General features: G+C 43.2%; 10 protein-coding genes. 3 read left to right on the plus strand and 7 right to left on the minus strand.

Going from position 1 to position 13,244, the window contains the following annotated elements; all coding sequences use genetic code 11:
- Nucleotides 1–85 precede the first annotated feature (85 nt).
- A complete protein-coding gene (locus tag FFL34_RS05005) occupies nt 86–1,555 on the plus strand; it encodes a glycoside hydrolase family 32 protein (RefSeq protein WP_138602043.1) in 1,470 nt (489 codons plus the stop codon).
- 88 nt (nt 1,556–1,643) lie between these two features.
- Here FFL34_RS05005 and FFL34_RS05010 read toward each other — a convergent pair whose 3' ends face one another.
- Complete coding sequence (locus tag FFL34_RS05010) at nt 1,644–1,856, minus strand: hypothetical protein (protein ID WP_138602045.1); 213 nt, start codon at nt 1,854–1,856, stop codon at nt 1,644–1,646.
- Nucleotides 1,857–2,032: 176 nt separating this feature from the next.
- Between FFL34_RS05010 and FFL34_RS05015 the strand changes: the two genes are divergently transcribed.
- Nucleotides 2,033–2,911 (plus strand): ATP-binding protein, encoded by an 879-nt coding sequence (locus tag FFL34_RS05015; RefSeq protein WP_138602047.1) that lies wholly within the window; start codon nt 2,033–2,035, stop codon nt 2,909–2,911.
- Nucleotides 2,912–2,921: 10 nt separating this feature from the next.
- Nucleotides 2,922–4,838, plus strand: coding sequence for a vWA domain-containing protein (locus FFL34_RS05020; RefSeq protein ID WP_138602049.1), 1,917 nt, complete (start codon nt 2,922–2,924; stop codon nt 4,836–4,838).
- A gap of 148 nt (nt 4,839–4,986) precedes the next feature.
- Here the strand turns inward: FFL34_RS05020 and FFL34_RS05025 are convergent, their stop codons facing one another.
- The 6 genes from FFL34_RS05025 to FFL34_RS05050 form a co-directional block, all read right to left on the minus strand.
- Nucleotides 4,987–6,462 (minus strand): APC family permease, encoded by a 1,476-nt coding sequence (locus FFL34_RS05025; RefSeq protein ID WP_138602051.1) that lies wholly within the window; start codon nt 6,460–6,462, stop codon nt 4,987–4,989.
- 297 nt (nt 6,463–6,759) lie between these two features.
- Nucleotides 6,760–8,535: a sulfoacetaldehyde acetyltransferase gene (gene xsc, locus FFL34_RS05030; protein WP_138602053.1), complete on the minus strand. Its 1,776-nt coding sequence runs from the start codon at nt 8,533–8,535 to the stop codon at nt 6,760–6,762.
- Between the two features lie 60 nt (nt 8,536–8,595).
- A complete protein-coding gene (locus FFL34_RS05035; RefSeq protein ID WP_138602054.1) occupies nt 8,596–9,504 on the minus strand; it encodes a selenium metabolism-associated LysR family transcriptional regulator in 909 nt (302 codons plus the stop codon).
- 54 nt (nt 9,505–9,558) lie between these two features.
- A complete protein-coding gene (locus FFL34_RS05040) occupies nt 9,559–10,914 on the minus strand; it encodes an aminotransferase (RefSeq protein WP_138602056.1) in 1,356 nt (451 codons plus the stop codon).
- Nucleotides 10,915–10,945: 31 nt separating this feature from the next.
- Nucleotides 10,946–12,082 (minus strand): alanine dehydrogenase, encoded by a 1,137-nt coding sequence (gene ald, locus FFL34_RS05045; RefSeq protein ID WP_138602058.1) that lies wholly within the window; start codon nt 12,080–12,082, stop codon nt 10,946–10,948.
- Nucleotides 12,083–12,359: 277 nt separating this feature from the next.
- Nucleotides 12,360–13,082: a GntR family transcriptional regulator gene (locus FFL34_RS05050; RefSeq protein ID WP_138602060.1), complete on the minus strand. Its 723-nt coding sequence runs from the start codon at nt 13,080–13,082 to the stop codon at nt 12,360–12,362.
- Nucleotides 13,083–13,244: the final 162 nt, after the last annotated feature.

Genomic DNA, 13,244 nt, shown 5'->3' on the forward strand with positions numbered 1-13,244 from the left:
CTGCCTAAATGAAAAAGGACAAAATCCCTGGTATCCACTGTCAAGTTGACGTCTATCAGGGATTTTCAGAAAGGATGCAACATCAATGAATCAATCAACATCACTAATCACGAAGGCCTGGAACTATATGAAGGACCATCAGGAGCATGTGACGGCTGATCCTTACCGCTTGCACTACCATCTGATGGCACCGGTCGGTCTGCTCAATGATCCAAATGGGTTCGTTTTTTTTCAAGGCCGGTACCATCTTTTTTTTCAATGGAACCCATTTGAAACAAACCACGGGAAAAAGTTCTGGGGACATTATATCTCGGACGATTTAATTCACTGGAAACTGACAACACCGGCATTGGCTCCGGACCAATGGTATGATAAAGACGGATGCTATTCGGGAAGTGCCATCGTAAATGATGATAAGCTTTATATTTTTTATACCGGTAATGTAAAAAACAAGCATGGTGATCGGGAGTCTTATCAATGTCTGGCTATATCGAAGGATGGGCATCATTTTTACAAAGAAGGACCTATCATCCATTTGCCGGACGGGTATACTCCTCACTTTCGAGATCCAAAAGTATTTTATAAAAACAACAGTTGGTACATGGTGGTTGGTGCACAGACACAAAACCTTGAAAGTGCAGTTGTGCTATACGCTTCTAAGGACTTGAGGCAATGGACCTTTCAAGGAAAACTGGCCGGTTCAGCTGATTTTGGAACGGAAGGGCTTGGCTATATGTGGGAATGCCCGGATTTATTCGAACTGGGAGATTCTGATATTCTCATCATATCTCCACAAGGGCTAGAACCGAATGGGTATTATTTTAACAATATTTATCAAGCTGGGTATTTATCCGGTTCGGTTGACTATGCATCTGTTTCATATGAGCATGGGGAATTCAACGAGTTGGATCGTGGCTTTGATTTTTATGCCCCCCAGACAACTGAAGCATCAGACGGAAGGCGACTCTTAATAGCGTGGATGGGAAATGCTGAAGACGGGGAAACACAGCATCCAACCGCTAAATATGACTGGGTGCATGCCCTCACCGTCCCCCGCACCTTGGAATACAAGGACGGGAAAATACGCCAACACCCTATTGAAGAGCTTACCAAGTTACGAACGAGTGACTGTTCTCATCTCCATGTTACACTTAAGGATGAAGAAAAAAAGCTTAAGTATCCGTATGACAATACGTTCGAATTACAGTTGAGCATTGAGGAATGGAGTGCCAGTCGCTTTCAAATAATGTTCGGGACAACTACTTTTACCTATGATGAAACAACACGTACATGCACATTAGAGCGAATGCGCTTTGACCAAAAAGGGATCGAAAAAAGGCACTGTCATTTAAGCGCACTAAGTCATATACAAGTGTATAAAGACACCTCATCAGTGGAAGTCTTTCTTAATAAAGGAGAAGAAACATTCTCCGCACGAATATTTGACAAAGCAAATGAAGGGCATATTACCTTCCGTACTGAAGGACACATTGCCTTCAAAGCTCACCAATGGAAACTCAAGACTTGTGTTAATTCAGTTGATTTTGCAATATGAGCCGGAGCCACTTCCACGGACAGTCAAAAAACCGCCGGCATTCGATATTACAGAGATGCCGGCGTTGTTTTTCATAAACGCATCATTTTCACTTGTTGTTTTGCGATTGCTGATTCTTCCGTCTTACCTCTTCAACATCAGTGTCACTATAGATATTTGTGCCATGACCTCCTGTGGTTCTAGCGATATATTCCTTCGCTTCATTATAAGTCAGCCCGGAAAGACGGCTTTGTTCCAGCATTTCATCACGACTGGTCTGTGCTGAGCTAAACTTGCCATTGTTCGCATGATTCTCCTTCATCCAAACCCTCCATTTCGTTTTCCTTTAGTTTGTTCAAAAAAGCCTTTTTCATGAGGCAGATAGCTGCTGTTTGAAAAGAAAATGATAACATAACTTAGCCAAAACATATGCTGAAATGGCACACTTTCTTTTTCTGTGCTCAAGGGGTTACAATGTGTGTGGAAAGGAGTACGATGATGACACAATATACACAGTTGCCTGAGGCGATTAGGCATTTAATAAAGGAAAACAGACGAAACCATAATCATGAATTAGGTGATCTCATTCGGGATGGTGGGTATGTGCCTCCCCATATGGATCTGCTGATTGATGCAATTACTGCCTTAAGTATGGGCAAAAATGTTCTCTTGAAAGGGCCGACTGGTTCCGGGAAAACCCGCTTTGCCGAAACGCTTTCCAACTTATTTAACCAACCGATGTTCAACGTCAATTGCTCGGTTGATTTGGATGCGGAAAGTCTAATGGGATTCAAGACACTCGACTATGAAGGTGACAGACAAATCATTGAATTTGTTCCCGGTCCGGTTACGAATGCGATGAAGCACGGTACTTTTCTATACATCGATGAAATTAACATGGCCAAACCGGAAACACTTCCGCTCATCAACGGTGTGCTGGATTACCGGCGGACAATTACAAATCCATTCACTGAAGAAATCATTACAGCTAAAGACGGTTTCGGGGTAGTTGCTGCGATCAACGAAGGCTATATTGGCACGGTACCGCTGAACGAGGCGTTGAAAAATCGCTTCATCGTCATCGACATTCCATATTTGCAAGGCGAACAATTAAAACGATTAATTCAGGATGACAGCCGGCTACAGGACAACCCTACCATCGATTTGTTTGTTCGGCTTTCCGGTGATCTGATCCAGGCGGTCGCTCAAGGAAAACTGGCAGAAGACGCTGCTTCGATTCGTGCATTACTCGATGCATGCGATTTAGCTGCGATGATCCCGCCAAAACGGGCTATCTGCCGCGCCATCGCCGATAAACTTGATGAAGATAGGGAAAAAGCATTCGTCATCACCATGGCTGAAACATTATTCGGATAGGAGAATTCATATGTATCGTTTCCGTGATACGAACATCGATACCCATTTGTACCTGCAGTTGCAGGATTTAACCAACGTTTTGTCCGGTATTCCTGACTTAACCTTTGACTACGCTTATGGATCAGCTATTGATATCGAAAATCGCCGGATAACAGCCAGTGCGAATTGGGGAATCGGCAATAAACAAGTTCAAGTCGCCGGCCTTAAAACGGATATTTTATTGCGGACAGTCGGGACCCTTCATCATGCTGATATTCCTGTGATGCGGGACTATATGGATGTTGTTTCCGAATCACCATTCCCGAAATTTGCCGGTCAACTATTTACATTATTTGAAGATATCCGCCTTGAAGAAATGGTCAAAAAAGAACGCCCCGGCACAAAAGAACTATTCGCTATACGTAGAAATTATCTAAAGGCGTTCTTCCATCAGCAGCTGCAAACTAACGTCACACGTGGCTTTTCCCTGGATGAACTGTACTGCCTTATTTATCTGCTTATCCAATCTGATAAACCTGATCCGTCCTTTCCGGCAGCAAACAAGCGACAGACAGATCAACTAGATGTGCTGAAACCACTGCTTTTTCAACTGTTTGACGCACGTAGCACACGTGAAGTCACTCGGATTAGTGAATCGATTGTTTCTCGGCTGCCAGATGACGTTACGGACATGATCAATGATTATTTCGTTTTTCCAATTGCTAAACTTGAACGCTTAACTGCCCGAAATGCGTTTGATGAGCTCACTCGTACCGATCCGTTAGCCAATGATAGTACAGAAGACGATGTCAGCGAGGAAAATAGCGATACGTTTGACGAGCAATTCTCCACATGGCACGAAGAACGGAAGAATACCGGTCAAGAGCAGAACTTCATGCAATTCGAGCTCGACCAGGGTAGCCGCTCCACCCTGATGGGAGAAGGGGCACGTGAAACCGAAGAAGGTGATCAGGCAATGGCATCCATTCAAGGATCATCGGGTGAAAGTGAACAAAACGACTACTCTAACATGGAAGCGATGGAAAAACGCCAGAACAGTTCAAACGATGCATCATCTAGCAGAAACTATAGTAAGGAAAATCAAAATGCGTTCAACGTGATCAAACATGCTGAAAAACCATCTGAAGAAGATCAGCGGTTGTACCGGATGTATGCCGAGGAAATTGCTCCGTTTCAGCGCCGGCTTTCCAAAACGATTGAGAAAGTACTCGAACATAAACAGACAGCACCTCGTCAGAATCTAATTGCCGGGCGACTTTCGAAAAACTTACTATCCGCCGTAACTGACGAATATCCTCGGTTGTTTTATAAGAAAAATGAAAAATCAAAAGAGATGGATGCTGCCTTTACCCTAATGGTGGACTGCTCAGCATCGATGCTGAACAAGATGGAAGAAACCAAAAAAGGGATTGTCTTGTTCCACGAAGTACTTAAGAACCTGAACGTCCCACATTCTATCATAGGCTTTTGGGAAGAAGCGACAGCAGTTAAAAATCAGTATCAGCCCAACTACACTCATGTGATCCATTCTTTCAGTGATTCACTTTATCAGGATAACGGCGCCAAGATTATGCAACTAGAGCCGCAGGAAGACAACCGTGACGGCTTTAGCATTCGCATCGCTAGCGAAGAACTCGAAACCCGCAGTGAGAAGAATCGGTTTCTGCTTGTCTTTTCCGACGGCCAGCCAGCTGCATCAGACTATACAGAAAATGGTATCGTTGACACGAATCAGGCTGTTTTTGAAACACGCAAAAAAAACATCGAGGTCATCGGTATGTTTCTGGCGGAAGGTGACATCAGCGAACAAGACGACACCATGATGAAAAACATTTACGGTCACGAACGCATCATGGTCCCAACCGTCACCCAACTGCCTGAACACTTCTCCCCTCTGCTGAAAAAATTGTTGCTGAAAACCATTTAAACCGGGACATGGAATTAGTTATGGGGGGAGACAAGTTCCATGCCCCCCATTTTTTATAACCACCTATTTTAATAAACTGCTTTCTTCGGCGCGTTCAACTATTTCTATAGTTTCTTAGTAAAATGAAGAGTCTGCCCCTCCGATTCACTCAGCTACTACTAGCTTCAGCGTCCTCGTCCTCTCCATTTGTACCTAAAATTAGGTGTTCCAGTTGTTTGTACTCAATTTTATTGAACCCAGGTCCTTTGAAAATGAAAAAACCAGTGCCGACTACAATCCAGATGGCTAAAGCAATTAACGACGGTACCCCCATAAACGCTGGTGAAGCGGGGATAAGCAATAAACCAAGAAAAACAAAGCCTATCAAAGCACCAAACAGACTAAGCATTTTCTTAACTGGTGCCGCGACCGACGGAAGGGTTCTATATTGATCAATCAGCGATGATTCATTTGACCATTTAAACAGTTTAAATGCAACAATACATGTGTAAATATATGCGATTGTTACACCGACAGAGGACATATCAACAATCCATGTTAGCACTTGCCGGCCAAACCAGGGCGATATCAGACAAACAGCACATGTGAAAATAATACCCGCATATGGTGTCCGATGTGTAGGATGCAATTTCGCAAAAACACTAGGAATGATTTTGGCACGTCCCATTGCGAACAACAAACGACTGCTCGCCACATAAAAACCATTTAACCCTGTACACACGCCCATGGTTAGAGCTACAGCCAGAATTAATATACCAAATTTTCCGAACAAGCCGGACATAGCATCCCCTGTTCCCCACTGCAAGTTCGTCATGTTTTGCCAAGGTGCTGCGATGGCCGTTGCAGTAATCATAAAGATATAAACTAAACCTGCAAACAGGAGGGATAAAATAATTAGCATAAACCCCTTTTTTGGTGAAAAGTCAAATTCCTCCGCTGCTTGAGGTATATTATCAAAACCAACAAATGCCCATGGCGCGATGGCCACGATCACTATAACGCTTGACCATATAGATACATCGGGTTTAAATAACGGCTGCATGCCACTGATTGAAGTAGATGGATGAAAAACAGAGCCAACAAATAAAATTCCTACCCCCACAAGCATGCAAATGACAAATATATATTGTAACTGGCCTGATACCGTACTTCCTCGTACATTCATAAAGGCAAAAACTATCAGCGCAACACTGGTAATAACTACCTCAGCAAAATATACATCCCATCCCGCTACACTATACATATAACCCTGTTCAGCAATAGCCGGAAAAATATACTTGATTACCAGAGACAGCGCAGACGCATTTAAAGCAACAATGCATATATATCCTAAAACTAGAAACCATCCTGCCACATAGGCGTGATTACGATTAAAGCCCAGGAAAGCATAAGCAAACTCTCCGCCGGAAACCGGAAAATGCTCAATTAGAAAACCGTAACTAACAGCTATAATCATCATTAAAACTGCACCGATTCCAAAACCGATAATAGCTCCAAGCGGCCCGGACCCACTCATCCATACAGTCGGCTGTACAAACGCCCCCCAGCCAATCGCTGATCCTAACGCAATCGCCCAAACCCATTGCGGCTTTAACGTCTTAGCCAGTTGATCCCTTTCCTCCATAAAGAAAATTTCCTCCTCTAAGCAGAGACGCGGGGACAAGCACCTTGTCCCAGGTCCCGTCCGCTTTGATAAATCCGTCTCCTAGCCTTAGTCCCTAAGTATTTTACAACTTTTGGCGAAACAAAGAACCTGTCCCCGTGCCCTGTTGATATCGCTTACAATTATTTTTTATAACGTCATTTGGGAAAACCCTGTAAGAAAAAGCTTCAGCACTAGCCATAAGGCAAAGGTAAGCCTATATTTTTTAAAAAACCTCTCTGTCAGTTTGAACCGACAGAGAGATTTACTTTTACTGGATTACTTGCCCCAGACGCTATAATCAAGATGTTTATACTTATCAAGCATACGAGTCGGCATCTTTAATGCATCTTTACGGAAAGGCGGAGCAAGCTGTGTTCCGTCGACGTAGATATTCAACACGGTTGGCTTACGTTGTTTCAATGCATCTTTAATTGCCGGTACAATATCTTCCGGTTTGTCAATGCTATAGGCGAGTGCGCCCATTGATTTAGCCACTTCAGCGAATTCAGGACCTTTAATATCGGAGCCGACATAACGATCGTCATAATAATCTACTTGGTTTTTCTTCTCAGCAGCCCAAGCCTGATTATTAAACACGCATGCAACAACAGGGATATTTTGCTCTACTGCTGTGCTGACTTCATGCAGACTCATTCCCCATGCACCGTCACCGACAATAGCGAATACTGGTGCATCAGGTTCTGCCAGTTGTGCTCCCAAAGCGGCAGGATACGCAAATCCAGTATTACCGAATGTCAAAGCAGCAATATGGCGGCGTGTTTGATTAAACTTCAAGTAAGCATTTGCTGTCGAGGAAACATTACCAATATCAGACGAAACAATGGCGTTTTCCGGCATTGCTTTTGTCATTTCCAGTAATGCACGACGCGGATTGATTGGGTTACCATCAACCATTGCAAGGTCAACAAGCTCTTGCTCCCAGTCCTCTTTACGCTTAGCTATCGTCTGCAAGCGTTTTTCATCTTTTTCAGGAGAAGGCAACTCAGATTGAAGTAGACGATAAATTTCATCACTGGCAGCCTTGGCATCCCCTATAATTCCTACTTCCACTGGATGTGTACGCCCAATCTGACGTGGATTGATGTCAACCTGAATAATCTTAGCATTTTTCGGGAAGTAATCAATATCGTAGCACGGTAGTGTCCCGAATTGTGACAGTCTTGTACCAATTGCTAGTACGACATCTGCCTCCTGTAATGAGTACATTGCAGCTTTGGATCCCATATAACCAATCGGACCAACTGCTAATGGATGGTCTGCCGGAAAAGCATCATTATGCATATAAGCACATGCTGCTGGTGCGGATAGATGTTCTGCAATTTTCACCACAGAGTCAACACCATCAGCATCAACGGAGCCGCGTCCGGAAATAATTGCTGGATTCTTTGCGTTTTTCAACAGTTCTACCGCTTTCTCGATAGAAGCCGGATCACCGCTTCCCCGCTTGTCTGCACGATATTGATTAGGCTGTAAAATATAATCTTCTGTTTCCCCGTAGAACAAGTCACGCGGAATATCAAATAATACCGGTCCACGTTCGGCATAAGCAATCCGGAAGGCGGTACGCAGGCAATCAGCTACACGATTCGTGTGTGTTACCCTGACCGTCTCTTTTGTAATATCTTCAAAGATTGATACTTGATCTGCTTCCTGGAACCCGTCAAGGCCAATGGAAGGCGTACCGGCAGATGGTGAAATAACAACCATCGGGCTATGTGCCTGATTAGCCGCAGCGACAGAGGTTACCATATTGGTAATTCCCGGACCATTTTGACCTACAATAACGCCGGCTGTTCCTGAAACGCGTTCTTTCGCATCAGCCATATGTCCGGCAGACTGTTCATGACGTACCGGAACGAACCTGATTCCTGCTGTTGGGAATAAATCCAGCATATCCATAAAAGCAGAACCAACGATACCGTATACTTCTTTTACATTTTCGGCAACGAGTGTTTCAACGATTGCTTCACTTGGTGTCATCTTTTGCTTTTTTCTTACTGCCTGCTGCATTTCTTCTTTTTGTTTTACCATAAAAATACCTCCTAAATATTTGTAGTAGTTTTATATCAGCTATTGTTATTTAGTAGTCATTTAGTGAACCGTCACTGCCTCCCGCGCAGTACTCCGCAACGATTCCAAAAAAAGTTCTGTTGCCGATTTCAGCACTTGCTTTTTACGGTAAGCAATGTAAAAGTGCCGGTTCAACTCCAGGCTATTGATGGAGTAAGCTTTCAAAAGCCCCAATTCTTCTTCCTTCTGGATAGCTTTTTTAGAAATAAAGGAAACCCCTAAACCTGATTCCACTACCGCCTTAATAGCTTCAGTACTACCAAGTTCCATCACTATATGCAGGTCATCTTCAGATAATCCCGCTTGCTGTAAATAATGCGTAACAACTTCCCGTGTTCCTGATCCCTCCTCTCGAAAGATAATAGGTGTTCGCTGAATTTGTTCCAGTGTTATGGTTTCCCCAGCCGCTAAAAAGTCAGGGGGTGCAATCAGTACAAGTTCATCCTCTAAAAAAGGCTCAATTTGTATTTGGTCATCCTCGATTGGCGTTTCAATTAACCCGACATCAATTAATTGATCCTTAATACGTTCCACAATCGAATTGGAATTGGCAATACTGACTTGAATTTGTATTAAAGGATATGTTTTGTTAAAACGTTTTAGAAACGCCGGAAGGAAATACTCCCCAATTGTTAGACTGCACCCCATCCCTAAATCCCCATAAGAATTACTGTCCATTTGCGTGATTTCCTTACGTGCCGAATCATTCATTTGTACAATTTCCCTAGCATATTTCAGTAAAACTTTCGCTGCTTGCGTCATCTCTACTTTTTTAGTCGTACGCTCGAACAATTTGGTGTTCAATTCGTCTTCCAAAGACTTCACCTGTGAAGTAATCGTCGGCTGAGTCACAAACAACACTTTAGCAGCTTCGGAAAAACTATTTTTCTCGGCAACCGTGATAAACGTTTTCAACCGTTCATAGTTCACTTCTATAACCTGCCCATCCAAGTGTTTTGCTACCGTTGTCCGGCACGAAAATCACTACATACTGTGAATGACTGACTTGACCGTATCGATGACAAAGTCTAAATCTTCTTCTGAACTAGTTAGCGGTGGCGCAATAATGATTATATTATTACCACCCGGCACTGTATCACCATTTTTTCCAATAATTAATCCTTTCTGCTTACATTGGGAAACAATCTGGCCTACTTTTGCTTCTGAGAGTGGTTCTTTTGTATCTTTGTCTTCTACCATCTCCAGCCCAACCAGGAAACCCTTTTGACGAACTTCTCCGACATTTTTATGGTCGGTCAGATCGTGTAGCTCTGAAAGTTTTGTTTGACCAAGTTGCTTCACACGGCCAACAATATCTTCTTCCTCGATAATTCTAATGTTCTCAAGCGCTACTGCACAAGCTGCCGGATGACCACCGTAAGTCGAAACATGCCGGAAATGACTGTCTTTTCCGTCTTGTTTAAATGCCTCGTAAATGTCATTTCTTACGGAAGTGGCTGCAAGCGGCAGATATCCACTGGTCAAACCTTTTGCCATGGTCACCATATCCGGTTCCACACCATTGGCATGCTTGAAACCGAACATTTCTCCTGTTCTTCCAAAGCCGGCAACGACTTCGTCCATAATGAGTAGCACCTGATGCTTCTTACAAATTTCAGCGACGCGTTCGATATATTTTAATGATGGGATAATGACACCACCGCCGGAAATGAATGGCTCCATGATGACAGCTGCAACCGTTTCTTCGCCTTCCCATATAATCTTTTCTTCCAGCTCATCGGCAGCAGCCAGGTCTTTCTCTTCTGGTGTACCTGCATACAGTGACCGGTAGCTATATGGTGGTGCAACATGCAAGAAACCTGGTGCACCTGGGTCATATTTAACCCGACGATTCGCCTGAGCGGTAGCACCCATCGCACCCATTGTTGAACCATGATAAGCCCGATATCTGGAAATAAATTTATACTTTGTCGGATTCCCCGTCTGTATATGGTATTGACGAGCTATTTTAAAGGCAGTTTCATTTGCCTCTGAACCACTGTTGGAGAAAAATGTCTGGTAATCCCCGCCAAGCAGTTCACTTAGTTTATTGGCCAATTGAATCGCTGGTTTATGGTTCATGGTTAAAGGAAAATAGGCCAGTTTCTTTAACTGCTCTGCAGCCGCGTTGGCAATTTCCTCTCTTCCGTAACCTACGTTAAGACACCACAGCCCGGATACACCATCCATATACTTATTTCCCTCTTCATCCACGAACCATGATCCTTTACCTGAGTCAGCTACCATCGCTTTTGCTTCAGGATCATATTTGTGCATGGCGTTCCAAAGATGTGATTCATTAGCAGCAGAAGTTTGATTCATCTCTGTTTGCGCTTTCATTTTTCATCCCCCTTTAAATATTCTTTATTTATTAATGTGCAGAGACAGTTTTATCACTTAATACAGTGGTAATTGGCTTATAGTCCATGTTGTGCGTCTCAGCAACAGATTGATGCGTTACTACCCCCGCATGCGTATTGACGCCTTTAGCAAATGCCTCATTCGATTTAACTGCCTCTTCAACCCCTTTATTTGCTAAAAACACACCATACTGACTTGTGTTATTTGTCAGAGACATGGTTGACGTCCGTGCGACAGCTCCCGGAATATTTGGAACCGCGTAATGGAGGACACCGTGTTTTTCATAGGTTGGATTATCATGTGTTGTAATTCGGTCAACTGTTTCAATCGACCCCCCTTGATCGACCGCAACATCAATGATAACTGAACCTTCTTGCATTTCTTTGATCATGTCTTCCGATACAAGTTGCGGTGCTTTTGCTCCCGGAATCAGTACTGCCCCAACTACAAGATCCGCATCTTTCACCGCTTCCTGTATATTAAGAGGATTAGACATCAGCGTATTAACATTTCCGCTGAATAATTCATCCAGTTCACGCAGCCGGTTGGTGTTGATGTCAAGGATAGTTACATTGGCACCATAACCGTGAGCGATTTTCGCTGCATTTGTGCCAACTGCTCCCCCGCCGATAACTGCTACATTGGCAGGTTTCACGCCCGGTACACCACTAAGCAGAACACCTTTTCCGCCTTTTGTATTTTCCAGATACTGAGCACCAATCTGCACAGACATCCGACCGGCGATTTCACTCATTGGTGCAAGTAAAGGAAGTGCACCTTTTTGATCCTGAATGGTTTCATATGCTATTGCAGTCACTTTCTTCTCTGCAAGCTGACGTGTTAATTCTGGTTCCGCAGCCAAATGCAAATACGTAAACAAAATTAAACCTTCACGTAAAAATGCGTACTCTTCCGGCTGTGGTTCCTTTACTTTCATAACCATTTCTGCAGACCAAGCTTCCTCGGCTGTATCCACAATTTTAGCCCCAGCATCCGCATATTCACTATCAGCGAAACCGCTTCCAATTCCAGCGGATGCTTCCACCCATACATCATGACCAGCGTTTGTAAACACTGTGACTCCGGGTGGGGTTAGAGCAACACGCCTTTCATTGTTTTTAATCTCTCGTGGGACTCCAATAATCATATAATCACTCCAATCTAATTGAAACTAGCCAATTAAACCAGTGAACATTGTAGTGAACATCGTGACGTCCGTACCAGTTGCTGGTTTATTTTCATTATATTCAAATATGGCCATTATTTCAATATATTTTTTAATTTCTGTCATTCAAATGATAATAAGTCTTATAATATTTTTTTATGAATGGTGATGTAAAAAAATTAAGTACTGCTCAAGTTTGCAAAGCAGACAAGGGAGTAAGCGGTTTGATCGACCGAATAGAACTACTTAAAGGATTGTTTCATCCAAATTTTCTTGACAGGTTAATGGTGAATTTGTACATATCACTGCGGTAGTAAGCCTTTTCCAGTTCGATAATACGTCCATCCTGATTCTTAATCGTACGTTCAGCGATTAAAACATGCGAATGCGGAGGGATATTTAAGTAGCTTGCATTCTCTTCAGCTATCGTACCGCTGCCAATCGTTTGGCTCGCTTCCGCAAACCAAATACCGAGCTCATTCTCTTCAAATTCATAAAGGGATATATCGTTTAAGTCATACTGGACAAGCGCCTTTCCAATAGAAACCGGAAAGTAGTGGCATTCAACACCAATTGGTATACTGTCTGCATATCGTACCCGTTTAATAAAATATGCTTCGTGAAAACCCGTTTGCTCCAGAATAGGAGAAGGAGGGATTGTTTTATAATAAGTTATGAGCTTTGCACCTGGTTTCATACCCATCTGCCTGATTGTATCGGTCGTACTAGTGAGATTACCCAGCCATTCATTGATCGGCTTGAGGGAAACAAACGTCCCGGTACCGTGCCGTTTCTCCAAAATACCCTCTCGCACAAGTTGGTTAATTGCCTCTCGTACCGTACTCCGGCTAACTTGATACTCTTCCATAAAATTGCGTTCACTGGGGATTTGCCCTGTAAGCACCCCATTAGCCACTTGCCCCTCAATAATACCTTTCAATTGAACATGTAGCGGCAACGAACTCTCATAATCTAATCGCATGAGGAAAACTCCTTTTGGCCGGGGAAAGACTACAAACCCCATATTTTTTGAATTTTAATATATATTCTATTAACTTACCATATAATCATAACCATTTTCAATAAATGGGATGACAACGGGGCTATAAGGATAGAAATCTTATTCCGGTAACTAAAACCAAAT

The sequence above is a fragment of the Lentibacillus cibarius genome, from assembly GCF_005887555.1.
Classification (GTDB): Bacteria; Bacillota; Bacilli; order Bacillales; family Amphibacillaceae; genus Lentibacillus; species Lentibacillus cibarius.

What these genes read in the sequence shown, in the direction of transcription:
- FFL34_RS05005 (WP_138602043.1), top strand. Translation starts at nt 86, where the DNA reads ATGAATCAATCAACATCACTAATCACGAAGGCCTGGAACTATATGAAG.
- FFL34_RS05010 (WP_138602045.1), bottom strand. Translation starts at nt 1,856, where the DNA reads ATGAAGGAGAATCATGCGAACAATGGCAAGTTTAGCTCAGCACAGACC.
- FFL34_RS05015 (WP_138602047.1), top strand. Translation starts at nt 2,033, where the DNA reads ATGACACAATATACACAGTTGCCTGAGGCGATTAGGCATTTAATAAAG.
- FFL34_RS05020 (WP_138602049.1), top strand. Translation starts at nt 2,922, where the DNA reads ATGTATCGTTTCCGTGATACGAACATCGATACCCATTTGTACCTGCAG.
- FFL34_RS05025 (WP_138602051.1), bottom strand. Translation starts at nt 6,462, where the DNA reads ATGGAGGAAAGGGATCAACTGGCTAAGACGTTAAAGCCGCAATGGGTT.
- xsc (WP_138602053.1), bottom strand. Translation starts at nt 8,535, where the DNA reads ATGGTAAAACAAAAAGAAGAAATGCAGCAGGCAGTAAGAAAAAAGCAA.
- FFL34_RS05040 (WP_138602056.1), bottom strand. Translation starts at nt 10,914, where the DNA reads ATGAAAGCGCAAACAGAGATGAATCAAACTTCTGCTGCTAATGAATCA.
- ald (WP_138602058.1), bottom strand. Translation starts at nt 12,082, where the DNA reads ATGATTATTGGAGTCCCACGAGAGATTAAAAACAATGAAAGGCGTGTT.
- FFL34_RS05050 (WP_138602060.1), bottom strand. Translation starts at nt 13,082, where the DNA reads ATGCGATTAGATTATGAGAGTTCGTTGCCGCTACATGTTCAATTGAAA.